The 25,033-nt window shown below is 61.4% G+C and carries 16 protein-coding genes; 11 read left to right on the top strand and 5 right to left on the bottom strand.

The genetic code is table 11. From position 1 onward, the window contains the following. The first annotated feature begins 266 nt into the window (after window positions 1–266). The 6 genes from JFN93_RS20735 (at window position 267) to JFN93_RS20760 (ending at window position 9,049) form a co-directional block, all read left to right on the top strand. The gene (locus tag JFN93_RS20735) at window positions 267–1,040 is read left to right on the top strand and encodes a c-type cytochrome (protein WP_199386055.1); all 774 of its coding nucleotides are present in this window, start codon (window positions 267–269) and stop codon (window positions 1,038–1,040) included. Then, window positions 1,040–4,615 (top strand): nitrate reductase subunit alpha, encoded by a 3,576-nt coding sequence (locus tag JFN93_RS20740; RefSeq protein ID WP_199386056.1) that lies wholly within the window; start codon window positions 1,040–1,042, stop codon window positions 4,613–4,615. Before JFN93_RS20735 ends, JFN93_RS20740 begins: the two co-directional genes overlap by 1 nt. Before the next feature lie 4 nt (window positions 4,616–4,619). Beyond that, a complete protein-coding gene (gene narH / locus JFN93_RS20745) occupies window positions 4,620–6,074 on the top strand; it encodes a nitrate reductase subunit beta (RefSeq protein WP_199386057.1) in 1,455 nt (484 codons plus the stop codon). 171 nt (window positions 6,075–6,245) lie between these two features. Continuing rightward, window positions 6,246–6,806: a nitrate reductase molybdenum cofactor assembly chaperone gene (locus JFN93_RS20750; protein ID WP_199386058.1), complete on the top strand. Its 561-nt coding sequence runs from the start codon at window positions 6,246–6,248 to the stop codon at window positions 6,804–6,806. Beyond that, window positions 6,782–7,465 carry a respiratory nitrate reductase subunit gamma gene (gene narI, locus JFN93_RS20755; protein WP_199386059.1) on the top strand — a complete coding sequence of 228 codons (684 nt, stop codon included), beginning with the start codon at window positions 6,782–6,784 and terminating at the stop codon, window positions 7,463–7,465. The genes JFN93_RS20750 and narI overlap by 25 nt, the downstream gene beginning before the upstream one ends. 198 nt (window positions 7,466–7,663) lie before the next feature. After that, complete coding sequence (locus tag JFN93_RS20760; protein WP_199386060.1) at window positions 7,664–9,049, top strand: NarK family nitrate/nitrite MFS transporter; 1,386 nt, start codon at window positions 7,664–7,666, stop codon at window positions 9,047–9,049. Between the two features lie 170 nt (window positions 9,050–9,219). On the opposite strand, the gene tssD is transcribed toward JFN93_RS20760, so the two are convergent. Further along, complete coding sequence (tssD, locus tag JFN93_RS20765) at window positions 9,220–9,771, bottom strand: type VI secretion system tube protein TssD (RefSeq protein WP_199386061.1); 552 nt, start codon at window positions 9,769–9,771, stop codon at window positions 9,220–9,222. Window positions 9,772–9,803: 32 nt separating this feature from the next. Further along, window positions 9,804–10,508, bottom strand: coding sequence for a hypothetical protein (locus JFN93_RS20770; RefSeq protein WP_199386062.1), 705 nt, complete (start codon window positions 10,506–10,508; stop codon window positions 9,804–9,806). A 507-nt stretch (window positions 10,509–11,015) separates the two neighbouring features. Here JFN93_RS20770 and JFN93_RS20775 point away from each other — a divergent pair. The 5 genes from JFN93_RS20775 (at window position 11,016) to JFN93_RS20795 (ending at window position 20,356) form a co-directional block, all read left to right on the top strand. Next, entirely contained in the window at window positions 11,016–12,446 is a 1,431-nt protein-coding gene (locus JFN93_RS20775; RefSeq protein WP_199386063.1) for a hypothetical protein, read from the top strand. Between the two features lie 1,648 nt (window positions 12,447–14,094). Continuing rightward, a complete protein-coding gene (locus JFN93_RS20780; RefSeq protein ID WP_236021863.1) occupies window positions 14,095–17,571 on the top strand; it encodes a PAS domain S-box protein in 3,477 nt (1,158 codons plus the stop codon). Window positions 17,572–17,574: 3 nt separating this feature from the next. Beyond that, entirely contained in the window at window positions 17,575–18,423 is an 849-nt protein-coding gene (locus JFN93_RS20785; RefSeq protein WP_199386064.1) for a response regulator, read from the top strand. A gap of 26 nt (window positions 18,424–18,449) precedes the next feature. Continuing rightward, window positions 18,450–19,775 (top strand): HD domain-containing phosphohydrolase, encoded by a 1,326-nt coding sequence (locus JFN93_RS20790; protein WP_199386065.1) that lies wholly within the window; start codon window positions 18,450–18,452, stop codon window positions 19,773–19,775. A gap of 38 nt (window positions 19,776–19,813) precedes the next feature. Then, window positions 19,814–20,356: a response regulator gene (locus JFN93_RS20795; protein ID WP_199386066.1), complete on the top strand. Its 543-nt coding sequence runs from the start codon at window positions 19,814–19,816 to the stop codon at window positions 20,354–20,356. A 397-nt stretch (window positions 20,357–20,753) separates the two neighbouring features. Here JFN93_RS20795 and JFN93_RS20800 read toward each other — a convergent pair whose 3' ends face one another. The 3 genes from JFN93_RS20800 to JFN93_RS20810 form a co-directional block, all read right to left on the bottom strand. Further along, the gene (locus JFN93_RS20800) at window positions 20,754–21,257 is read right to left on the bottom strand and encodes a chemotaxis protein CheX (RefSeq protein WP_199386067.1); all 504 of its coding nucleotides are present in this window, start codon (window positions 21,255–21,257) and stop codon (window positions 20,754–20,756) included. A 790-nt stretch (window positions 21,258–22,047) separates the two neighbouring features. Then, window positions 22,048–23,016, bottom strand: coding sequence for a DsbA family protein (locus JFN93_RS20805; RefSeq protein WP_199386068.1), 969 nt, complete (start codon window positions 23,014–23,016; stop codon window positions 22,048–22,050). A 1-nt stretch (window position 23,017) separates the two neighbouring features. Further along, complete coding sequence (locus JFN93_RS20810; RefSeq protein ID WP_199386069.1) at window positions 23,018–24,226, bottom strand: aminotransferase class V-fold PLP-dependent enzyme; 1,209 nt, start codon at window positions 24,224–24,226, stop codon at window positions 23,018–23,020. Between the last annotated feature and the right edge of the window lie 807 nt (window positions 24,227–25,033).

Raw genomic sequence — 25,033 nt, forward strand, 5'->3', positions numbered from 1 at the left:
CGCGCCAACCCGGTGGGAGCGCCATTCCTGGCGCGAATGACACCGCTGATCGCGCCTGGAAAGGCGCTCCCACAGCAATTTCGAACACCATCTCTGTGATAAAATGCGACCTTCCCGTGGACGCAATGCTTAACTGGCTCGGATTCATCCCCCTCAGCCTCACCATCCCTCTCTCAAATCTATTCTCCCTGCCTTTCCCCTCCGCGACTCTCTGTATATAATTAGGCCTTTCCAATTTGCCCATCCTGTTTTGGCTGGAGGCCCGCATGCCCAGACTCTTCGTCATGCTAAGCGGCATCCTGTTCCTGTCTTTTCTTGCCACGGCCCAGGCCCGTGCCGAGGAAGGCAAGGAGCTTTTCCAGAAGCTCTGCGCGAGCTGCCACACCATCGGCGGCGGCAACAGCGTCGGCCCCGACCTGAGGCAGGTGACCGAGCGCCATCCGGCGGACTGGCTGGTGCAGATCATCACCGCGCCCGACAAACTCGCCGCCGCCAAGGATCCGGCCCAGCTGGAGCTGGTCAAGAAGTTCGGTATGGAAATGCCCAACCTGGGGGTAAGCCGCGCCGATGCCGAAAAGATCATCGCCTTTCTGGGCACCGGCGCCAGCGCGCCGGCCGGCCAAACCGAGTCCGCCGGAGCCCCCCCGGTCGTCGTTACTCCGGCTCTCCTTGGCACCGGCCGGGCCCTGTTCACCGGCAGGATTCCCTTCGCCGGCGGCGGCCCCCCCTGCGTCTCCTGCCATACCATCCGCTATCCGGGCGTCCACGGCGGCACCCTCGCCGCCGACCTCACCGGCATCTATGCCACGATGGGGGACAGCGGGGTACGCGGCGTCCTGCAAAGCCTGAGTTTCCCGGTCATGAAGACGGCCTACGCCAACCGCCCCCTGAAGGATCAGGAAATAGCCCCCCTGATCGCCCTTTTCCAGGACGCCTCCACCGGCAAGGGGCGCGCGGAGAACGTCTATCCCTACGTCGGTGTCGGTTGTTTTGCCCTCTTCATCGTGATCGCACTCGTGGTCAAAAGGAGGATCGGATAATGTCGAATCGATTCAAGGACGAGGAGTGTGGCGGCAGGTGCGACTGGGAGGAGTTCTACCGCAACCGCTGGCAGTACGACCGGGTGGTGCGGAGCACCCACGGGGTCAACTGCACCGGAAGCTGCAGCTGGATGGTCCACGTAAAGGACGGTGTCGTCGCCTGGGAGCTGCAGGCCTACGATTATCCGCAGTTCGACAGTTCGATTCCCAACACCGAGCCGCGCGGCTGCGCCCGCGGCATCAGCTACTCGTGGTACCTCTACAGCCCCTTGCGGGTGAAATACCCCTACATCAGGGGCGCGCTCCTGGATCACTACCAGGAGGCCCGCAAGACCATCGAGGACCCGGTGGAGGCCTGGCAGAGCATCGTGGAAAACCCGCAGGCCCGGACCTCCTGGACCGAGCGGCGGGGCATGGGGGGCTTTCGTCGAGCGAGCTGGGACCTGGTGGTCGAGATCATCGCCGCCTCCACCATCTACACGATCAAGAAATACGGCCCGGACCGGATCATCGGCTTCACCCCGATTCCCGCGATGTCCATGATCAGCTACGCAGCCGGGACCCGCTTTCTCTCTCTTCTGGGGGGGGTGATGCTGAGCTTCTACGACCTTTACTGCGACCTCCCCCCCGCCTCCCCGCAGGTCTGGGGCGAGCAGACCGACGTGCACGAGTCGGCGGACTGGTTCAACGCCACCTACATCGCGGTTACCGGCTCCAACGTCCCGATGACCCGCTCGCCGGACGCCCACTTTCTCACCGAGGCCCGCTACCGGGGCGCCAAGGTCGCCGTCTTTTCCCCCGACTACTCCATCGCCAGCAAGTTCGCCGATATCTGGCTCCCGGTCGAGCCGGGACAGGACGGCGCCTTCTGGATGGCACTCAACCACGTGCTGCTCAAGGAGTTCTACCAGGACCGCAAGGTCCCTTTTTTCATCGACTACGTGACCCGTTTCTCGGATCTCCCCTTTCTGGTCAAGCTCACCGAGACCGACGGCGTCTGGAGGGCCGGAGAGTTTCTCCGGGCCGACGAGTTGGAGCGGGGCGCGTCGGTCGAAAACGGCGGCTGGGTCCTGTGCGTCGCCGACCGCAGCGGCGCGGTGCGCATCCCCAAGGGGAGCATCGGTTCGCGCTGGAGCGAGCGCAAGGGGGACTGGAATCTGGACATGGTCGACCTGGTCGACGGAGGGCCCATCGACTGCGCCCTCACCTTCCTGGACGGGGAAACCCGCCCGGTGCGCTTCACCTTCAGCGGGAGCGCCGCTGCCGTCCGCGAGGTCCCGACACATCGGGTGACGACGCTGCACGGCGACCGGGTGGTCACTACCGTCTTCGACCTCCTCATGGCCCAGTTCGGCGTCTCGCGCGGCCTCGCCGGGGAGTACCCCGACGACTACTTCGTCGATCGCCCCTTCACCCCCAAGTGGCAGGAGAAGTTCACCGGCATCCACGCCGAAACCGTGATCCGGATCGCCCGCGAGTGGGGGAACAACGGCGAGGAGAGCCAGGGACGCAACCTCATCATCATCGGCTCGGGGGTGAACCACTGGTACCACCAGGACCTCCTCTACCGCGCGGCGATCACCTCGCTCATCCTCACCGGGAGCGTGGGGCGCAACGGCGGCGGGCTCGCCCATTACGTGGGGCAGGAAAAGGTCGCCCCCCTCGCCTCCTGGAGCGCGATCGCCTTCGCCTACGACTGGGTCAAGCCGAGCCGGCTGCAGAGCGCGCCCAACTACTGGTACCTGCACGGCGACCAGTGGCGCTACGACCGCGGCATCGGCGACTATTACCAGCCGGAGCCGGGAGCGGGAATACCGGGGCACATCGCCGACCTCAATGCCAAGGCGGTGCGGCTGGGATGGCTCCCGTTCGCCCCGCACTTTAACGACTCGACGTTGCGCCTGATGCAGACGGCAAAGCAGGAGGGGTGCGCCACGGTGGAGGCCTGCCGGAAATGGCTGGTGGAGCGGTTGAAAAACGGCAAAATCCGCTTCGCCTGCGAGGACCCTGACAACCCGGTCAACTTCCCCAGGCTTTGGTTCATCTGGCGCGGCAACGCGATAGCGGCCTCGGCCAAGGGGCACGAGTTCTACCTCAAGCACGTACTGGGGACCACCAACAGCTCGGTGAGCGCCACCGAGAAGGCGAAGGAGCTGGTCTCCGAGGTGCGCTGGGTCGAAGAGGCGCCGCACGCCAAGATCGACCTGTTGGTGGACCTCAACTTCCGCATGGACACCTCCGCCCTTTATTCCGACATCGTCCTCCCCACCGCAACCTGGTACGAGAAGAGCGACCTCAACACCACCGACCTGCACGCCTTCGTCAACTGCATGGACGCAGCGACGCCCCCGGCCTGGGAGTCGAGAACCGACTGGAAGATCTTCACCGCGATCGCCGAACGGGTGAGCGCCCTGGCGCAAAAGCACCTCCCTACCCCCATGCAGGACGTTGTCATGCATCCCCTCGCCCACGACACCCCCGAGGAGATCGCGCAACGCGAGGTCCGCGACTGGAAGCTCGGGGAGTGCGAACCGGTCCCCGGCAAGACCATGCCGAATCTGACCGTCGTGGAGCGGAACTACCCCGCCCTGTACCGGCAATTCCTCTCCCTGGGGCCGGAGGTCTCCCACCTGAGCGCCCACGGCATCAAGTACGACGCCGGAGACGTGCACGAGGGGCTTCGGGCGCAGATGCCGACCCGGGAGTGGGGCGGCACCCGCTACGTCGATCTGGCCGAGGAACGGGTGGTGGCCGACGTCATCCTCTCCCTGGCACCGGAGACCAACGGCGCCCTGGCCGAGCGCGCCTACCAGAACCTGGGCGAACGGGTCGGCAAGCCGCTGGAAACCATCGCCCAGGGCTCCCGCGACTTTCGCATCTATTGGGAGGACATCGTCCAAAAGCCGCGCCGCGTGGTGAGCTCGCCGATCTGGAGCGGGCTGGTCAACAACGGCCGCCCCTACACCCCGTACGTCCTGAACGTGGAACACGGCGTCCCGTGGCGCACCCTTACCGGGCGCCAGTCGGTCTACCTGGACCACCCGTACTACGTTGCCTTCCACGAGAACCTCCCGACCTTCAAGGGGAAACTCGACCCGGCGATCCTGGACGAGATCGAGGATGGCGAGACCGGGCTGGTACTCAACTACCTCACCCCCCACGGCAAGTGGAGCATCCACACCACCTACCGCGATAACCTCCGGATGCTCACCCTGGACCGGGGGGGGATCATCCTCTGGATCAACGACCAGGACGCCGCCGGCGCCGGCATCGAAGACAACGACCCGATCGAGGTCTACAACACCAACGGCGTGGTCACCTGCCGGGCCAACGCATCCTCCCGCATTCCGCGCGGTGCCTGCATCCTCTACCACGCGACCGACCGGACCGTAGGGATGCGCAAGTCCAAGCGGACCGGCAAGCGCGGCGGGGTGCACAACAGCCTCACCCGCGGCAGGCTGAAGCCCACCCTGATGGTCGGAGGCTACGCGCAGATGAGCTACTACTTCAACTATTGGGGCCCCACCGGGGTGAACCGCGACTGCTATGTCGTAGTCAGAAAGCTAAAGGGGTGATGCGATGGACGTGCGGGCTCAAATCGTAATGGCGTTCCACCTGGACAAGTGCATCGGCTGCCACACCTGCTCCATCTCCTGCAAGAACATCTGGAGCGACCGGAAGGGAACCGAATACATGTGGTGGAACAACGTCGAGACCAAGCCGGGGATCGGATATCCGCGGGGTTGGGAGAACCAGGAGCGCTACCACGGCGGCTGGGTCCGCGACGGGAACCAGGTGCGGCTGAATTCGGTCAACCGGGGGGGAACGCTCTTCAGTCTCTTCTTCCAGCCCCACCTCCCCGAGATCGAGGACTACTACGAGCCGTTCGATTTCGACTACGGAAACCTGATGGGGGCCCCGGACTCGGACGACCAGCCGGTGGCGGCGGCCTTTTCCCAGGTTTCCGGGGAGCGGATCGAGCAGATCAAGGGGAGCGCCAACTGGGACGACGACCTCTCCGGATCGCGCAGGTACGCGGCCAAGGACCCCAATCTCCCCGATGCGCGGCTGGTGGAAGCGTACGACACCATCTTCATGCAGTACCTGCCGCGCATCTGCAACCACTGCCTGCACCCCTCCTGCATGGCTTCGTGCCCGTCCCGCGCCCTCTACAAGCGGGGCGAGGACGGGGTGGTGCTGGTGGACCAGAACGTCTGCAAAGGATGGCGCTTTTGCGTCACCGCCTGCCCATACAAGAAGGTGTATTTCAACTGGCAAAGCGGCAAGGCGGAGAAATGCATCTTCTGCTACCCGCGGGTGGAAAGCGGCCAGGTGAATGCCTGCGCCCAGAGCTGCGTAGGGAGGATCCGCTACGTCGGCGTCGTCCTTTATGATGCGGAGCAGGTCGCGGACGCGCTTTTGAAGGATGATCCCGACCTGGTGGAGGCGATGCGTGCGCTGATCCTGGATCCCGCCGATCCCCAGGTGCGGGAAGCGGCGGCAAAGAACGGGGTCTCCGAGCAGTGGCTCCGCTCCGCGCAGCAGTCTCCCATCTATCCCCTGGTGAAGCAGTTTCGGGTCGCCTTCCCGCTCCATCCCGAGTTCCGCACCTTCCCGATGACCTGGTACATCCCGGCGCTGTCGCCGGTCCTCTCCGTTTACGGCGAGACGCACCGGGTGCTTGAGCACGGCATGATTCCGGACCCGCAGCTGTTGCGGATTCCGGCCGGCTACCAGGCACGGCTGCTCGCCGGCGGCAACCGGCACCTGATCGAGGAAGCGCTGCGGAAACTGTTTGCGATGCGGGTTTACCTGCGGGGGGAAAATCTGGGCAAGCCAGCCGATCCGGAGGTGCTCAAAAAGGCGGGACTCGACGCGGAGGGAGCGCGGCAGCTGTACAAGCTCTTCGCCCTTACCGGCTACCACGACCGGCATGTCATACCGCCGCAGGTCAGGGAAAGCCAGGGGCCGGAGGAGCGCAAAAAAGGAGCCGGGGTGGGGATCATCAAGAAATCGCGCCGGGAAAAGCGTTAGCCGAAACCTGCTGTTCACAACCGCCCCCCCTGTGGGAGCGCCATTCCTGGCGCGAATAACCGTGGCGAATCGCGCCATGAACGTCGCTCCTACCGGAACATATTGCCCTCAGCTGTAGAGGCGCAGCATGCTGCGCCCGTCAATCCTTAGGAGTTAAAAACGGAGAAACGCATGACCTTAGCCGCCTGTTACCGGGCCCTCGCCGCCCTCATGCAATACCCCGAAGACCGGGACGCAATGCTTGTCAACCTGGACCGGGCCACCGAGCACCTTCTGCGTTGCAACCTGGAGCCCATCGCTTCCTCCTTCGTCGACTTCCTCGGCCGGTCCTCCCTGGAGGAAATCCAGGAGGACTTCGTCGCCACCTTCGACTTCAACCCGGGTCGCGCGCCGTACCTGGGGCATCACCTCTACCGGGACCACGGCAAAAGATCCTCCTACCTCATCAAGCTGAAGCAGGAATTCGCCCGGTATGGCTTCGTCCCCACCGGATGCGAGCTGCCGGACCACCTCAGCGTGCTGGCGCACTTCCTCGCTCACCTCGCCGAGACCAACCAGGACTCCCCGCGCCGGAGCCTGCTGGAGCAAGCGGTGCTCCCGGGATTGAAAAAGTTGACCGAGAACCAGGATCGGAGCCGCCCCCATTGGCTGCCTCTCTTCGAGGCCGCGCACCACGTCATGACCCAGGACTGCAGGGAGGACCCGCCATGTTCAACTCGCTCGTCTTCGTAGCGCTCCCTTACATCGCCCTCACCCTGCTGATCGCGGTCACGCCGTACCGCTACTTCAGCAACCGCCTCACCTGGACCGCCTTCTCGTCCGAACTTCTGGAGCGAAGGCTTCTTTTCTGGGGGTCGAACCCGTGGCACTACGGGATCATTCCGATCCTGCTCGCGCACCTGTTCCCGGTGCTGTTCCCCAGGGTGACGGCAAGAATTCTCGGAAATCAGGATGCCCTGCTGGCCCTGGAGGGGATCGGCCTCGGCCTCGCTCTTTTTGCGGCAACCGGAGCGATCCTCCTCCTGCTGCGCCGGGTGAACGCACCGGCGCTGAAGGGAGTCAATTACGCCTCCGACTGGATCATCCTCTTCCTGCTCCTGCTGCAGACCGGCGCGGGGATCTACGTCTCCTATTCCTTGCGCTGGGGGTCGCTTTGGTACCTGCACGTCGTCGTCCCCTACTTCTGGTCGATCCTTACGTTTACCCCGCAGCCGGAGTACATGACCGACCTCCCGCTCGCAGTGAAGATCCACGCCGCCTGCGGCTTCGTCATCATCGGGGTGATCCCGTTCACCAAGCTCGTGCACATGCTCTTCGTCCCCCTGAGCTTTTTGCGCGACCCGCCCATCGTCTACCGCTGGAGACAAAAGCCAGCCGCCGAAGACCGCTAAAGCAAGTTCGATTGTGAGCTGGAGAAGGCTAATTCAGGGAAAGACTACCCATCTCTGCCCATCGTCCCCCCAGCGTCCCCTCTCCTTCAAGGAGAGGGACAGGGTGAGGATGGGGATCCGTCAACCAACGACCCCACCCGCAACCCTCCCCTGGAAGGGAAGGGAGCTCGACAAGTTTCTTTACGATAGGAGCATCCGATGTTCCGCCCTGCACTCAAAGATTGGAACCCGGAAGACCCAGCCTTCTGGGAACAGACCGGGAAAAGGATTGCCAGCCGCAACCTCTGGATTTCCATTCCCTGCCTCTTCCTTTCCTTCGCGGTATGGATGGTCTGGAGCGTCGTGGTGGTGAACCTGGAAAGCGTCGGTTTCGGTTTCGATCCGGACAAGCTCTTCTGGCTCACGGCGCTCCCCGGTCTTTCCGGGGCGACCCTGCGGATCTTCTACGCCTTCATGGTCCCCATCTTCGGCGGACGCACCTGGACCACCATCACCACCGCGTCTTTGCTCATTCCCGCCATCGGCATCGGGTTTGCGGTGCGCAACCCCCATTCCAGCTACCTCACCATGCTGGTCCTGGCCCTGCTCTGCGGGCTGGGGGGCGCAAACTTCGCCTCCAGCATGTCCAACATCAGCTTCTTCTATCCCAAAGCCCAAAAAGGAGCCGCCCTCGGTCTCAACGCCGGTCTGGGGAACCTGGGCGTCAGCGCGATGCAGTTCGTGATCCCCCTGGTCACCACCACCGCCATGTTCAGCCACCTGTGCGGCGAACCGCAGCTTTGCCTGGTCCGGGGCACAACGCGAACGGTATGGATGCAAAACGCCGGCTTCTTCTGGGTCCCCTTCATCATCGCCGCAACCGCGGCCGCCTGGCTCGGCATGGATAACCTCGCCAACGTCCGCGCTTCCTTCCGCGAACAGGCGGTCATCTTCCGCCGCAAGCACAACTGGATCATGTGCTGGATCTACCTCGGGACCTTCGGCTCCTTTATCGGCTACTCCGCAGCCCTCCCCCTGCTGATCAAGTCGCAGTTCCCGGGCCTGGACCCGATGCGCTACGCATTTCTCGGCCCGCTGCTCGGAGCCCTCGTCCGGCCGGTCGGAGGCTGGATCGCGGACAAGATCGGCGGAGCCCGGGTGACCTTCTGGGACTTCATCGTCATGTCGATCGCCGTGCTCGGGGTGCTCCATTACCTCCCGGGTCCTGGCAACAGCGGTAACTTCACCCTCTTCCTGGCTTCCTTCATCCTCATCTTCATCGCGACCGGCATCGGGAACGGCTCCACCTTCAGTATGATCCCGGTGATCTTCCTCACCGAGCGGCAGCGAGCCGCCGCGGGGCAAGGAGCGGAGGGAGCACGGCGCGCCGTGACTGAGGCCGGCAAGGAAGCAGCCGCCGTCCTCGGCTTCAGTTCGGCCTTTGCCGCCTACGGCGCCTTTTTCATACCGAAAGCCTTCGGCAGCTCCATCACCCTCAGCGGCAGGCCCGACGCCGCTTTCTACGGCTTCCTCGCTTTCTACCTCTCCTGCATCGTCCTCACCTGGTACTACTACGCCCGAAAAGGCGCCCCCATCCCCTGCTGATTCCGTCCCTTAAACGCAACAACGGGCCCGGACCTGTCAGGCCGGACCCGTTTTCGTTACTGCGGATTTCTTGAAAATCGGAAACGATCCCCCACCCCATGGGGTGGCAGCTTAAGCCCCCGGCCCCCCTTTGCCAAAGGGGAATCAGACGAGGTGGGATCCCGCCCCAATCAGACCCGCGGGGACTCCCAGTCGTCCGATGCGCTGGTCTTCCCTTCCTTGTTATCGATCTGGAGCTTTCCGTAGACGAAAGTGATTTCCTCCATGACCTTTCCTTCCGCGGTCACGAACTGGTGTACCGACGCGATGCTTGCGTTGCTCAGGGTAATGGTCTGGACCACCGTATCGACGCCTTTGGCATCGGGCCCGATGAAGTCGATGGCAACCGTCTTAAGATTCTCGTTGGTGAACATCGCCTGGTAGAGCTGCGGCGTACACGCCGAGACCTCCTTGATGATGACCAACGGCTTATGCATGCGCTGCCCGGTAGGCAACCCCGACTGGGGATCACGTGGGGAGACGATGGAGTGGGTATAGCCGTCGGCCGAGATTTTGCCCCCGATCGCGGCCGAGACCCGTTCTTTGGCCGCGGTAGCGACGTCCGCCTTGAACTTCCCCTGTTTGGACCCGTCGATGGAGAGGTAGATCGGGTGGCCGCCGGCCCACACCGTCTGTGCCCCAAAGAGAACCAGCGCAGTCAATGCAAGGATGATCCGTTTCATAAGTCCCTCCTGATAGTTATTGTATTTTGCCATCAGTAGCGGCAATTGGGGCCGTCCACCGAGAAGGCGTCGAGCGTCCCCAAGGGAACCGCCGGGCCCGGCTGGTACGCCTTCAAAAATGAGATGTCCGGGGCGTCCGAAGGAAATTTCGGACCGAGCGCCTTCCCGGCGAAGGAGACGCTGAAGGGCCGGCTCCCCTTTGGGGGTCTCGGGCAAGGGCGCAGCGAGGGATTGACGCTCGCCAACTTGACCGACGTCACCGGTTTTGCCACCCCGCGGCTCACCGGCGCGGCGGTCGCCTCGGCAGCAAGCTCCGCAGTTTCAGTGGCGGTTGCCTTCGGCTGCCGCACCAGGACCATGGAGAACTCCTCGCCTCCGGTTTCGGCAAAGACCTCGATCCAGTAGTCGCTTCCGTCCGCAGAAAGGCGGGCGTGCAGGAAGTTGCGCGGGTTCTCGTACAGGATCGTGCCGCCCCGGTTTTTCACCATCTCGCCGAAGTAGGCGATGATCCGAAACGAGGGCAGCAGCTCTCCCGAAGCCTCGTGGTGGTAGGTGTACCGGTAGGTCTCCCCCTGCACCGGCGTCTTCTTGTCGTTGATCCAGAAGGTATGGCTTCCGGCCGGGTCCTCGACCGGTGCATCCGCTGCATATCCAGGCACGACCGCGAACTCCGTCTCCTGCGCTTCGGCTCCGGCGGCGGCACAACAGAGCCAGAGGAAGACATAACCTGCCAGCACACCAGCCCACCGTTCTCGCCCTCTCGATTTGCTCATGGTTTCAACCTCTCCCGGCATACGACCAGTTCTTCGAGTTCCGAACCTTACTCAGCTCGCCATCCAAAAGAAACTCAGTGAAGGTTAAGCTTCGCGCGGCACTCCCGGTGATGTCATGACCCGGAAAAATCTCCTCACAGGACTTCTGCGCCAGCAACCTGAGAGATAAATATATTCAATGAGAGCCACAATAATAAACAAAACATTCGGCAATGCAAGTGTTCAGACAGTAACGGAAAATATGCGTCCATGGACGAATTCAAAGATTCATTAGATCTAACAAACCTAAACATTGACAAAACCCCGCCGGCTGTGATAAAAGACCGGTCCGGAGCTGCCTCTGGTGTTGTTTAGGCAGTATTTCCATACGGTTGCAAAGCGATTTTTTCCGCAACAAGGACAGCTCCCTGAGATTTTATGCCATGCAATGCGCGGGCAACTGCGCTTTTGCCTTTGAGTTGGAGCACTTCCATGCGGATAAGAATGCCCGCTGCGTCGATCGTAGCGATGATTGCCCTGCTTCTCTCCGGATGCGGAGCGCAACAGATCTCGAAGGAGCTGTACACCCAGAAGAGGCTGGGGCAATTCGAACTGCACGCCAGTCTGGAAAAAGGAAGTAACGGCTACCGGTTCACCCAGCTTTCCACCAAACGGTTCCATCTCCAGGGAACCCACGTCTGCCTCAACGATCTCTCCCCCGAAGACCTCGACGTCACCTCCTACAGCTGCCTGGACCGTTTTTTCGGGCTGGTAAATGCCGGAAACTGCCCGCAGTCCGGCAAGGACCGGTTCCGCTCCAAATCGGTCCTGGTCGGCGACACCGTCGGGATGCACCTCTTCTATGTCGGGCTGCTGACCGTTTTTGGTGTCGTTCCCGTGGTGCATGAAAGCCATTTCGACTATCAGGATTACAACGCCGCCGTCTCGGCCGCTTTGAAACAGGACCACCTGGATCGGGACCATCTGCTGGACGAGCTCGATGACGGCATCACGTACTGCAACGAGCTCGGCAGGGACCTGCAGACCTACGGCAGAAAGAAGTACGACGAAGAGCACTACTATGCCACGGCCCTCTACAACAAGTTCCGGGAGCGGATCCAGCTGGTAGAGAAGGTCCGCGATTCCTCCGGATTCTACGACAACAGCATTGCCATGATGGAAAAGGTAGCCCTTGCCCCGAACGACGTACCTATCAAGCGGATCGAGGCCTTCGCCTACCCTCTCGAGCTCAGTTGCCCCCCCAGCCAGTTCACCCAGGAGCTGGAAAGGAAGAAACAAGCCTGCAACGCATCATTTGCCGAGGACAAGCGGGAAATCGACCGTAACGCCACCGAATACGGGAATTACCTCTCCCAGCTGACCTCCTACATCACGTTGCGCCACCCCAGGGAGTTCACCCAGAACGACTACCACATCAAGGTATTCGCTCCGGACACCATCAAGTGTGCGGAAAAAGTCGACGAAGTCCCGGTGGAATTCGAAATCGTCTCCAAGGACTTCCGGTCGATCTATCCCCGGTTCAGCGATAACGACAACAACGTCGAAGTGACCTTCGACGGCCGCTTTTTGACCTTCGCCAACAAGACCAGGAAGCGGGTGAAGATCAAGTCCGTCCTCTTTACCTACAACAACCAGACCGTCGACCTTGCAGTGAACGACACCGAGGCGGCGCTCGAACTGCTTCCGGGTGCGGTCATCACCGGGTACGACGTGAACCCGCGGGTAAGCCAAGCCATCGCGAAGCTTAGCGACTATCCGAGGCTGACCAGCAGCGTAGCCAAAAACACCACCATCGACTTCGGTCTCGCCATCAAGTACCGCATCGTCGACCTCAACACCGAAAAGACCCTCGCCAAGGCCCAGAAGTTCAACCTCTACGACGTCCTGAAGGCCGGCAGCTAAGCCCCCCCAGCAATTCCCCCCTCCTCCCGTGTAGGAGCGACATTCCTGTCGCGATCAGCCCGCGCGTCAGACCGGACCGTTTCCAGGATGGCCCCTGGTGATGCAGGAAAATCCCAAAGATCTTCCAAAGGCATCGCCACCAAAAGCCCCAACCCGGTGGGAGCGCCTTTCCAGGCGCGAATCCCCAACCGCTTTCACCGCCAGCGGCGGATCGCGCCCCTTTCTGTGTAGGAGCGACATTCCTGTCGCGATCAGACCATGCGTCAGACCGGACCGTTTCCAGGATGGCCCCTGGTGATGCGGAAAAATCCCGGAGATCTTCCAAAGGCATCGCCACCAAAAGCGCCAACCCGGTGGGAGCGCCTTTCCAGGCGCGAATCCCCACCCGCCGTCACCGCCTGCGGCGGATCGCGCCAGGAATGGCGCTCCCACAGTGAAAGGCACCTTCATCAGTGATGACAAAAGCGACATTCCTGTCCAGATCGCCTCTCTCAAACAAGCAAAAAGCTGCCAACCCGGTGGGAGCGCCTTTCCAGGCGCGAATCCCCCAACCGCTGTCACCGCCTGCGGCGGATCGCGCCAGGAATGGCGCTCCCACAGTGAAAGGCACCTTCATCACTGAGACAAAAGGTTCCGTCCAGATCGCCTCTCTCAAACAAGCGAAAAGCTGCCAACCCGGTGGGAGCGCCTTTCCAGGCGCGAATCCCCAACCGCTGTCACCGCCTGCGGCGGATCGCGCCAGGAATGGCGCTCCCACAGTGAAAGGCACCTTCATCACTGAGACAAAAGCGACATTCCGTCCAGATCGCCTCTCTCAAACAAGCAAAAAGCTGCCAACCCTGTGGGAGCGCCTTTCCAGGCGCGAATCCCCCACCTGCCGTCACCGCCTGCGGCGGATCGCGCCAGGAATGGCGCTCCCACAGTGAAAAAGCACCTTCATCAGTGAGACAAAAGCGACATTCCTGTCCAGATCGCCTCTCTCAAACAAGCAAAAAGCTACCAACCCGGTGGGAGCGCCTTTCCAGGCGCGAATCCCCCAGCCGCCGTCACCGCCTGCGGCGGATCGCGCCAGGAATGGCGCTCCCACAGTGAAAAGCACCTTCATCAGTGAGACAAAAGCGACATTCCTGTCGAGATCGACTCTCTAAAACAAGCAAAAAGCTGCCAACCCGGTAGGAGCGCCTTTCCAGGCGCGAATTCCCCAGCCGCCGTCACCGCCTGCGGCGGATCGCGCCAGGAATGGCGCTCCCACAGTGAAAGGCACCTTCATCGGTGAGACAAAAGCGACATTCCTGTCCAGATCGCCTCTCTCAAACAAACAAAAAGCTGCCAACCCGGTGGGAGCGCCTTTCCAGGCGCGAATCCCCCACCTGCCGTCACCGCCTGCGGCGGATCGCGCCAGGAATGGCGCTCCCACGGAAAAAGGTAAGGGCTCTCAGCCATGCCAGTGGCGATCCCCCCCTGCCGATCACGTTTGGAATGCCACCCTCCCCGCGCATCAACCGCCGGTCTCGGCGCCCCCTGCATCCAATCCAAATTACGCCTCCGTAAGGTAAAAACCCCTCAAGTGTCGACCTGTTATACCGATATCTTCAATCATCCCCAAAAAACGAACAGGGGGATTTTGCCTCCGGAAAGGAGCACCGGTTTGCGGAAACAGTTGAAGATAAATGCCAAAATTACCGGTGCCGTGGTTTTGCTGGTGGCTTCCCTGGCCGCCGTGGCAACCCTGGGCGGCTACGGCTATTTCACCCACAAGTTCCGCGCCGCGCTGACCAAGCAAAACGAGGCGCTCTTGGCGATGGCGAGCGATCACCTCAACGGGGAGGTCGCCCGGTACTGGGAGATCCTCGACAAGATCGCTGCGGCGGCTCCCGAATCTCGCCCGATGCACGCAGACCAGCTGCAACTGCGCCTGGATCGGGAAAGGCTCGCACGCACCTTTTTTGACGGCGGCTTTGAGTTTGTCGACAGCCAGGGAAAAGTCATCGCGGAAAGTCCGCGTGCGCCGCGGCGGGCCGTACCTTGCGTGGAATACGCCGATTTCGTTTCCCGCACCTTTTCCTCGGGCAAGAGGAGCATCTCCCCCCCCTATTACTCAGCCTCCTTTCCCCACCATCCCATCGTGTCGTTCGCACTTCCGGTCAAAGGCCCCGACGGCAGGGTCACGGCCTTACTGATCGGACGCCATGATCTCCAGGAAAACGGCGGTCTCACCGACCTCGCGCGCATCAGCGCCGGCCAGGGAAGCTTTCTCTTCCTGGTGGACCGCAACCGGACGGTGATCCTTCACCCCAAGCGAGAGCGGATCATGAAGCGGAGTGCCCCCGGGCGGCTTCCCGCTCTGGACCGGGCGATCGCCGAGGAAGGGATCCATTATTCGGAGGGGCTGAGCTACCAGGGGGTAAAGGCATCGGTGCTCGCCCGCCGGGTGGCCAACACCCCCTGGGTCATCGGGATCTTTTCCCCGCTTAAGGAACTCGACGCGCCGCTCAGGGGGGCGCGGACCTTTTTCATCGCCTCCTTTCTCCTGTTTCTCGTGCCGGCGACGCTCTCCTTATGGCTTTTGATCCGCCGCACCACGGCCCCCCTGCTGCAGCTCACCGAACACGTGCGGAGCCTCGCCGAAAAGGAAGGCGAACAGCGCCTTTTGACCCTGAAGACCGGTGACGAGCTGGAATCCCTGGCGGGCGCCTTCAACGAGATGGTCCGCGAGATGGACGAAAAGCACGCCGTGCTCCGGCACAACCAGGAGCTCTACCGGGTCATCTCCGAGTTCACCATGGAGTTTGCCGTCGGGGCGAGAGAGGATGCCATCAGCTACATTTCGGCCAACTGCCTGGCCCTTACCGGCTACTCCGATGCCGAGTTCTATGCCGATCCGCTCTTGTTGTCCCGGATCATCCATCCCGAGGATCTTCCGCTTTGGCGCGAATTCACCGGCGCCGCCTCCGATGACACCACCACCTCGATCAACGTGCGCCTGATCAACAAAAATGGCGAGACCCGGTGGTTCAACCATATCTGGCATCGGGTCCCTAACCTGACCGGGGAGGGGCAGGCGAGTTTCGGCGGAAGCTTCCGCGACATCACGAGGAAGGTGGTCCTGGAGCGCGAACTCGAACGGCAGCGGCAATTTGCCGAAAGCCTGCTGGAAAACACCTCCATGCCGATGTTCGTCCTCGACAGCGAGCACCGTATCATCTTCTGGAACCGGGCGGCCGAAGCACTCACCGGCTTCAGTGCGCAGCAGATGCTCGGGACCACGGACCAGTGGAAACCCTTCTATCCGGAAAAGCGCCCCACCCTGTCCGACCTGGTGCTCGACCACGACACCGAACGGGTAAGCAGCTACTACGAGAAGTTCGACGCCGAAGGAGTTCTCCCCGGGATCGTCCGGGCCGAGGGATGGTACGCCAACCTCGGCGGCAAGAAGCGCTACATCGTCTTCGACGCCGCTCCGGTCAAGCACGGGGAGGAAACCGTGGCGGTGGTGGAGAGCCTTTACGACATCACCGAGCGGGCGACCGCCGAGGAGTCGCTGCGCCTGTTCTCGCAGGCGGTGGAACAAAGCGGCAGCTCGGTCGTCATCACCGATCCGGCCGGCAACATAGAATACGTCAACTGCAAGTTCTGCGAGGTGACCGGGTACCGGCGCGAAGAGGCCCTCGGGAAAAACCCGCGCCTGCTGAAATCGGATCACCAACCGCCGGAGGTCTACCAGCAACTCTGGCAGACCATCGTCGACGGAGGGGTGTGGCATGGAGAGCTGCACAACCGGCGCAAGAACGGGACCTTCTTCTGGGAAAGCGCCACCATCTCCCCCATCGTCGACGCGAAGGGGAAGATCAGGCACTTCCTGGCGGTAAAAGAGGACATTTCCCAGCGCAAAGAGGCCGAGCGGACCCTCACCAAGAAGCAGGCGGAACTCGTTTTGAAACACGAGCAGCTGGCCAACCTGTTCCGGCAGGTCGAGCAGGTCAAAATGGAATGGGAACAGACCATGGATTGCATCGACGACATGGTCATCATGGCCGATCCCGACCACCGGGTCCGACGCTTCAACCGCGCCTTTGCCGATTTCACCGAGCACGGAAGCCCCGAGGTGCTGGGCGCGGATTGGCGTTTTTCCCTCGGGGCGGTGGGGCTCGACATCGCGAGCGTCGAAGGGACGTCAGGAGAAATCTTCCATCAGGAAAGCGGGCGCTGGTTCACCCTCAGGATCTACCCGTACGGGGATCGGGGGGGAAGCGTCATCACCATGCACGACCTGACCGAGATCAAGCGGGTCTCCGATGAGCTGGCCGCGGCCTACGAAGAGCTCAAGGCGACCCACTCCCAGCTTTTGCAGCAGGAAAAAATGGCCTCGATCGGCCAGCTCGCCGCAGGGGTCGCCCACGAAATCAACAACCCGATGGGGTTCATCTCGAGCAACCTGGGGAGCATGGCGAAGTACCTGGACCGGATGGAGAATTTCCTGGGGCTGCAGGGGAACGCCCTCAAGGGCTGTGCCGACGAGGCTACCGCGGGGGAACTGGCCGAAGCGAGGAAGAAGCTCAGGGTCGATTACATCCTGGAAGACGCCCGCGCCCTGCTCGCGGAATCCCGCGAGGGGGCGGAGCGGGTCCGGACCATCGTGCAGAACCTGAAAAGTTTTTCGCGCATCGACGATGCCAAGGTGACCATGGTGGATGTCAACGAATGCCTGGAGAGCACCATCAACATCGCCTGGAACGAGCTCAAGTACAAGGCGACCCTTACCCGGGACTACGGCGAGATTCCGCAGATCAAGGGGCTCCCGCAGCAGCTCAACCAGGTCTTCCTCAACTTGCTGGTGAACGCCGCCCACGCCATCGAGGAAAAGGGGGAAATAACCGTCGCCACCCGCCAGGAGGGGGACCAGGTCCTCATCACGGTCCGGGACAGCGGTTGCGGCATCCCCGAGGAGATCCGGCACCGGATCTTCGAGCCGTTTTTCACCACCAAGAAAGTCGGCCAGGGGACCGGCCTGGGGCTCTCCATAAGCTACGACATCATCAAGAAGCACCAGGGCCGCATCGAGGTCGAAAGTAACCCGGGCGTGGGAACCACCTTCACGGTCCGGCTGCCGGTCGGGGAGGCATAGGCAATGGATCGGATCGTGCGCATTCTCTGCGTGGACGACGAGCGGAACGTGCTGCGCTCCCTGCAGCGGATCTTTCTCGACGACGACTACGAAATCCTGACCGCCCCCTCGGGAGAGGAAGGACTGGAGCTTCTGGAATCGGCCGGAGAGGTCCAGGTCGTGATTTCCGACTACCGCATGCCCGGCATGACCGGGGTCGATTTTCTCCGGGAGGTCTACAAACGCTATCCCGAAACCATCCGGATCGTTCTCTCCGGCTTTGCCGATACCGCTGCGGTAGTCGCGGCGATCAACGAGGGGCATATCTACAAGTTCATCCCCAAACCGTGGGACGACGACGAAGTCCGCTTCACCGTGGCCAAGGCCATCGACTACTACCTGGTCCAGCAGAAGAACCGGCAACTGGCGGAAGAGCTGCGCCTCAAAAACGAAGAGCTGCTCGAACTCAACGCGCACCTGGAGGGTCTGGTGGAATCACGGACCCGGGAACTGGTGGAGCAGAACCAGGCCCTGCTCCACGCCCGCCAGGTGCTCGACAACCTCCCGCTCGGCGTGGTGGCGATCGGGATGGACGGGACGGTGGTGCAGATGAACCGGAGCGCGTCCGCCATTTTGGGGGTGGTTGCCGCCGCGGTCCGGGGAGAACACATATCGGCGGTCCTCCCCTGGGAACTCACCGAATTTTTTGCCAACGCGGGACGCACGGCGGATGGATTCCAGCGCTGCAGCATCAACGGCGCCGCGATCCAGGTGAGTGCGGTCAACACGCTCATCGACCAGCAGGTCGGGGTGGTGCTCACCCTGGTCGACTGCCGGACCGTCTGCGAAGAAACAGCGAAAAACGGCCTTTAACCTGTTGCGATAGAAGGGAGAGGAACATGACTGATACCCTGTTGCCCTGCCGGATCCTCCTGGTCGACGACGAGGAGAACATCCTGCGCTCCATCACGCGGCTTCTCATCGAGGAAGATGCCGTCACCGTGGAGACCGCCCTATCGGGGGAGGAAGCCTTGAAACTCCTCGACCAGTACCGCGACGTCGCGGTGATCCTGTCCGATCAGCGCATGCCGGGGATGAGCGGCGCGGAGTTTCTCCAGCAGGCGCGGGAGGCCGCTCCGGATGCGGTGCGGATGGTCCTTACCGGTTACGCCGACGTCGCCACCACGATCGACGCCATCAACAAGGGGGGTGCGTCCCGGTACATCACCAAACCCTGGGACGACGAGATGCTGCTGCGGACCCTCCAGGAGGGTGTGGCCCAGTACCGCATGCGGCAGGAAAACCGCCGCCTTTCCCTGCTGGTGGAGCAGCAAAACGCCGAGCTTGCCGAATGGAACACCAACCTCAAAAAGCGGGTCATGGACCAGACGGTCACCATCCGCAAGCGCAACGAGGAGTTGAGCGCCAGCAACGGCCAGATCGAGAAGGCGTTCCAGCAGACCATCCTCGCCTTTTCCCGGCTCGTCGAATTGCACGGTACCCGGCTCAAAGACCACGCCCGCAACGTAACCGAACTGGTCGTCAACTGCGCCACCACCCTCGGCTGGAGCGGCGACAAGGTCGAGGTCCTCCGGATCGCCGCCTTGCTGCACGACATCGGCGCCATCGGGATGGACCCGAACCTCATCGACTCCACCGGGACCGTGATGACCCGGGACCAGTTCCAGTCCTACCGGCAGCATCCGGTGCGCGGCCAGGCCGCCCTCGACGCGGTGGAAGAGCTCCGCGAGGCGGCCCTGCAGATCCGGCACCACCACGAGCGCTTCGACGGGAAAGGCTTTCCGGACGGGCTTTCCGGCATCGAGATCCCGCCCGGGGCCCGCATCATCGCCTTTGCCGATTTCGTGGACCGCGAGCTGGGCGGGGTGCGTACCGCCTCCGCGCTGCAGGCGGTCCTCTCCCTTTGCAAGAGCAAGCTGGGGAGCCTGCTCGATCCCGAACTCTACGAACCGATGGAAGGGCACATCCTCAACCTCTACCAAGCGGCCCCCGAGCGCCATAAAGAACAGACCGAACGCGAATACCAGCCCAAGGATCTCCACGACGGGATGGTCATCACCAGAAACCTCTACAGCGGTACCGGGATACTCCTGCTCACCGCGGGGAGCGTGCTGGACAGCTCCAAAATCACCGCCATCCTGCGCTACTACCGGATCGATCCCCCCCAGGGAGGGATCATGGCCCTGGAGCCGATCGCCGGCTGATGCCGGGGCGCAAGGATTCGAAACGCAAAGGAGAGCAGATGAACGACCAAATCAATCAGCCGGACCGCATCCTCATCGTAGACGACGAGCCGCACGTAATTTCAGCCTTGTGCCGCGCCCTGGCAGAGACCGGCTACGAGATCGCAGGGAGTACCAGCGGCGAAGAGGCGCTGCGGCTGATGGAGCGGGAAAGTTACAAGGTGGTGGTTTCCGACGAAAAGATGGGGGGAATGCAGGGGACCGAGTTTCTCGCCAACGTAAGGGTGCGCCATCCCAAGACGGTTCGGATGATGCTGACCGGTAACGCGAGCCTGGATCTGGCGATGAAGGCGGTGAACCGGGGGGAGATTTACCGGTTCTTCACCAAGCCGTGGAATGACATCGAGTTGCAGCTGGCGCTCATGTGCGCCGTGGAGAAATACGACCTTGAGGAAGAGATCCGCCAGCTTTCCTGGACGGTGAAACGGCAGCTGTTCGAGTTGCAGTACCTGGAAAGCCATTATCCCGGCATCACCGAGATCCGTCGCGACGCAAGCGGTGCCATTCAGCTGGAGTTGACCGAGGAACCGCCGGAGAGGTGAGTTCCCAGCCCCGTCCCCCTTCACATTTCTTCCTCATTCTGGTTAGTGGCTCTGCATTTTTCTTCGCTACGACACGAGGTTAGCGAGGATTCAACGGATATGCTTATCCACATACTCTCATTTGTTACAGGCGCCGCAACGACAGATAAGCGCCGGCAACAATCACCTCCCCCGTGGAATTTAGTCTTGACACGTTATTCCGGGCACTTACGCGAGGCGCCTAATCCTTGTGCAAGAAGCTAAACCGCTAGGGAAAACATTGCATTTATGACACATATCCACAGGCATAACGCGTTTATCCACAGGCACAGTGGAAAGGTGGATTACTCATAAAATTAAAGAGCACCAACTGGTTCAATCCAGCTGGTGCTCTTTAGAATTTATCAACTTATGTCCTTCAATTATCCAGTGCCATCGCCACCAGGAACTTTTCTTCTTCGGAGGCGAACATCAAGGTGGTCACCTCCGGCTTGCCAGTGACATGGATGACGTACTCTTTTCCGATGACCACCGAAGGGGGCGAAATTCGGACGCTGCCGCCGCTGCGGTCCAACTGGTCCTTGAACGAGCCGGCCACCATGTTCGCCAGTTCCCCCAGGGCGTCCTGGACTTCCTCCCCGCACTCGTGTACTTCCAGGTCCAACATGTTCGAGGTCATCTTCATGGCCAGTTGGTTGGGGACGTGCAGACTGACCAAGCCATCGTAGCTACCGGCGATGCCGATGAGCGCACTGACGCATTCGGTGAAGGTCCCTACCGGGTCGGCCGCCCCGGGAACGGATTTCAGATCGTCCATACCGACCATGTCGGAGAAGACCTGTTTCACATCGCGGGTCATGTTCGCGATCAGTTCGTCTCCGGTAAGGTTGAGCCTGCCAAGCATCTGTGCTGAGAATTCCAAGATAACCCTCCTGATAAAAAAGCCACGCGCCCCCAAGCTCCCAAGCTCCCGCTTTGGGAACAAGACGTCAACGCAGGGTGGGCACCCCGTGCCCCGCGGACGACGGTGGGGAGTGGGCTGCCTACCCTGCCTTTTCACTCCCGTTCCCCAGGTGAACCATGGCATGGGAACGAGGAGAGGGCGTTCGTTCACCCCCGTTGAAACTCGGGCCCGTCGGGGTGATGACAGTAATGATCGTGCCCGACCTGGGCGGCGTAGGGGCAGACTACCTTTTCTTCCGATTTGCATTGAAACAGGATTCCGCGGAAATGGTGGGTCTTGCAGTGGTCAGGATCGGGAAAACGATGATGTAGTGTTTCCGTCATACTCAACTACTCCTCCCTTTCAGCAAACTGTCACAGTCAATGAAACACCCCAGAACATTCACTCGGCCCCGTCACGAAGGCTGAGAGTCTCACATTAAATTTACAAGAATTGTGCCATCCCCGACAAGAAAAAGTCTTGTGGAAATTCAGATAGTTACTGATATCGGGAACATACAGCACGACACCCCGCGGGTGTCCATTTTTTTACAGTCAGTACTTTTTTTGAACGATTACTTCCTGGAATTACGAACAGTTACCAGCAAAATTGTAACAAAATGGACATGTCCATTTTCTAACACTTTTCTTAGTATTTCCAAATGGTTAGACTTCGAGAATCGTTCCGGAAGCAGAGGGGACCGCGCGCATTCTGCAAGCGGTCCCCTTTCACCTCGGCCCGGGACGGTTTCCCCTCGGATCAACTACCTTTATCTTCCCTCCGATCGCGATCCACCGTCCCCCTTCAGCCAGTAAAAAAGTCCATCAAGGGCAATAGCATATACCCGGCGCGGCTTGGGACCGACGAAGACCTGGTTGCCGATGAAGACCGTTGGGGTGCCATAGAACCGGGTCTTGGCGATCTCGTCCATGCGCCGGTCCACGAGCGCCTGAACCGCCGGATCTTCCACGCAGCCCCCCAGATCGCCCCAATCGAGTCCCAGTTGCATTGCGGCTTTCCCGGCAAACTCCGGATCATCCAGCTGCTCTGGCGCAGCGGCGAACAGGATGTCGTTGAGTTGCCAATACCTCGCCTCATCGCGCCGGTAGACACATTCCGCCAGACGTGCGCTGAGGGTAGTGCTCACTTTCACCGGATAGTCCAGAAAACGGAACCGCGCCCCTCTGGCCGCGGCGAGTTCCTTGAGCGGGGCATAGATCTTCCTGGTGTAGCTGCAGCCGTAACAGCCGATCAGCACGATCTCCTTTTTGCCGGCTGGATTGCAGACCGGGAACCGGGAAAGGTCAACCCCTTTCAGGGTCAGATCGGCCGCGGTCGGGGGATTCTCCTTGCAGCCCTGGGAGATGTCGGTGACCTCGTTGTTCTCCCCCTTGGGATCGAAGACACAGAAGCTCTCCTGGTTCAAGCCGTTGCAGCTGCCGGTCACATAAAAGAGGTACAGGCCCCGTGCCGCGTAGACCGTACTCCCCAGCACGAGGATGAAAAAGACCCAGGCCAGAAGCTCGAAGTTCCGGTTGAGAAACCGCGCGGCCCTTTCGGAGCGGTTGATGACGCGCCCCAGGATCCGGCTCTTCATCTTTTCGTCGAAGCCGGTAATGCACGGGCGCAGGGTCACCCGACGCAGCACGCAGTCGAGCGCGTCCTTGGCGAGGCTGCGGTAGCGCGCGCTGAAGATGCCCAAGACGGACAGGATGAGGAGCGCCGCAATGCAGAACATGCTAGAGCACCTTCTCGATCTTGCGCAGGCAGCGTACGAACACCTCCGCCTCCTCGATCGTGTTGTAGAAGTAGGCCGACGCCCGGACCGAGCCGGCAATTGAGTGCTTGTTAAACCAGGAATGGACGCAATGCTGCCCCGAGCGCACCATTACCTTGGCCATCTGGTCCAGCATCAGCGCGATCCGGTGCGGGTCGATCCCCGGCAGATGAAAGGAGAAGATCCCGCCGCGCAACTCCGGCGCCGCCGGCCCGATCAGCCTGATCCTGGGACTCTCCCGCAACGCTTCGGTCAGGTAACGGTTTAGGAGCAGCTCCTGCCTCTCGATCGCGTCAAAACCGATTCTTTGGAGGTAGGCAACGGCAGCCCCCAGCCCGATGATCCCACCGTAGTCGTGCAGCCCCGCCTCGAACTTTTCCGGCGGAGGAAGGAACTCGCATCCTTCGTAGGTCGACGAGGAAACGGTCCCGCCGCCGACCATGAAGGGGCGCATCTGCTCCAGCAGGGGATATTTCCCGAAAAGGATCCCCGTTCCCGAGGGGCCAAGCATCTTGTGCCCGGAAAAGGCGACAAAGTCCACGTCCAGGGCCTTCACCTCGATGCGGCGGTGCGGCGCCGCCTGCGCGGCATCAAAAAGGACCAGGGCTCCGTGGTCATGGGTCATCTTGACGATCTCCCGCGCGGGAATACTGACCCCGTCCAGGTTCGAGGTGTACCCGAGGCAGACGAGCTTCACCCGGTCGTCGAGGAGTTTTTCAAAGGCAGCAAGATCGAAGGAGTTGTCATCGAGGGAGGAAACGATGCCCAGCGCGGCACCGGTCCGTTGGGTGAGGAGTTGCCAGGGGAGGAGGTTCGAGTTGTGCTCCTTGTCCGAGACGAGAATTACGTCCTTCTCGCCGACATCGAGCGCATGCGCCACCAGGTTGATCCCCTCGGTGGTGTTGCGGGTGAAGATGATCTCTTCCTTGCGCGAGGCGTTGAGAAAGGAGGCGACCGCGGCGCGGGTCTGGTCCAATTGGCGGGAAACCTCTTCGGCAAGCCGGTGCATGCTGCGTCCGCTGCAGGCAGAGGTGGTGAGATAGTAGCCGTTGATTGCGTCGATGACGGCACGCGGTCTCAGGCTCTGGCAGGCGTTGTCGAGGTAGATGACCCCGTCGGCCCCGTTTTTTTCCAGGATCGGAAAGTCCCGACGAACCGCCTCGACGTCCATGGAGCCCTCCCCTTCCCGATGCAAGGAAGATGCAGGAGCGACAATCTGGTCGCGAAAGACCCGGCATCGCGACCGCATGCGCCCCAAGGTAAATGAGTGTACTGCATACCAGCACACACATTATACGGCGCAGCAGGGAAAGTCATAATCATCCACCGTTACCGCACCGCCCCCTGTAGGAGCGACATTCCTGTCGCGATCGCCTCTCCAATAAGCAAGGAATCAGCCTACCCTGTGGGAGCGCCTTTCCAGGCGCGAATGACCACCATTGCTGTCACCGCCTGCGGCGGATCGCGCCAGGAATGGCGCTCCCACAGTGAAAAAGCACCTTCATAAGTGAGAAAAAAAGCTCCACTCCGTCGAGATCCCCTCCCTCAAACAAGCAAAAAGCAGCCTACCCTGTGGGAGCGCCTTTCCAGGCGCGAATAACCACCATTGCATTCACCGCCTTCGGCGGTTCGCGCCAGGAATGGCGCTCCCACAGTGAAAAAGCACCTTCATAAGTGAGACAAAAAGCGCCACTCCGTCGAGATCGCGTCCCTCAAACAAGCAAAAAGCAGCTTACCCTGTGGGAGCGCCTTTCCAGGCGCGAATAACCACCATTGCATTCACCGCCTGCGGCGGTTCGCGCCAGGAATGGCGCTCCCACAGTGAAAAAGCACCTTCATAAGTGAGAAAAAAAGCGCCACTCCGTCGAGATCGGCCTCCTCAAACAAGCAAAAAGCAGCCTACCCTGTGGGAGCGCCTTTCCAGGCGCGAATAACCACCATTGCTGTCACCGCCTGCGGCGGTTCGCGCCAGGAATGG

The organism is Geomesophilobacter sediminis, assembly GCF_016458275.1.
Classification (GTDB): Bacteria; Desulfobacterota; Desulfuromonadia; order Geobacterales; family Geobacteraceae; genus Geomesophilobacter; species Geomesophilobacter sediminis.

Excerpts from the sequence above, each read along its gene's own strand:
- JFN93_RS20750 (WP_199386058.1), top strand. The coding sequence starts at position 6,246 with ATGACCTTAGCCGCCTGTTACCGGGCCCTCGCCGCCCTCATGCAATAC.
- JFN93_RS20760 (WP_199386060.1), top strand. The coding sequence starts at position 7,664 with ATGTTCCGCCCTGCACTCAAAGATTGGAACCCGGAAGACCCAGCCTTC.
- JFN93_RS20795 (WP_199386066.1), top strand. The coding sequence starts at position 19,814 with ATGAACGACCAAATCAATCAGCCGGACCGCATCCTCATCGTAGACGAC.
- JFN93_RS20805 (WP_199386068.1), bottom strand. The coding sequence starts at position 23,016 with ATGTTCTGCATTGCGGCGCTCCTCATCCTGTCCGTCTTGGGCATCTTC.
- narH (WP_199386057.1), top strand. The coding sequence starts at position 4,620 with ATGGACGTGCGGGCTCAAATCGTAATGGCGTTCCACCTGGACAAGTGC.
- tssD (WP_199386061.1), bottom strand. The coding sequence starts at position 9,771 with ATGAAACGGATCATCCTTGCATTGACTGCGCTGGTTCTCTTTGGGGCA.
- JFN93_RS20740 (WP_199386056.1), top strand. The coding sequence starts at position 1,040 with ATGTCGAATCGATTCAAGGACGAGGAGTGTGGCGGCAGGTGCGACTGG.
- JFN93_RS20735 (WP_199386055.1), top strand. The coding sequence starts at position 267 with ATGCCCAGACTCTTCGTCATGCTAAGCGGCATCCTGTTCCTGTCTTTT.
- JFN93_RS20790 (WP_199386065.1), top strand. The coding sequence starts at position 18,450 with ATGACTGATACCCTGTTGCCCTGCCGGATCCTCCTGGTCGACGACGAG.
- narI (WP_199386059.1), top strand. The coding sequence starts at position 6,782 with ATGTTCAACTCGCTCGTCTTCGTAGCGCTCCCTTACATCGCCCTCACC.
- JFN93_RS20775 (WP_199386063.1), top strand. The coding sequence starts at position 11,016 with ATGCGGATAAGAATGCCCGCTGCGTCGATCGTAGCGATGATTGCCCTG.
- JFN93_RS20810 (WP_199386069.1), bottom strand. The coding sequence starts at position 24,226 with ATGGACGTCGAGGCGGTTCGTCGGGACTTTCCGATCCTGGAAAAAAAC.
- JFN93_RS20785 (WP_199386064.1), top strand. The coding sequence starts at position 17,575 with ATGGATCGGATCGTGCGCATTCTCTGCGTGGACGACGAGCGGAACGTG.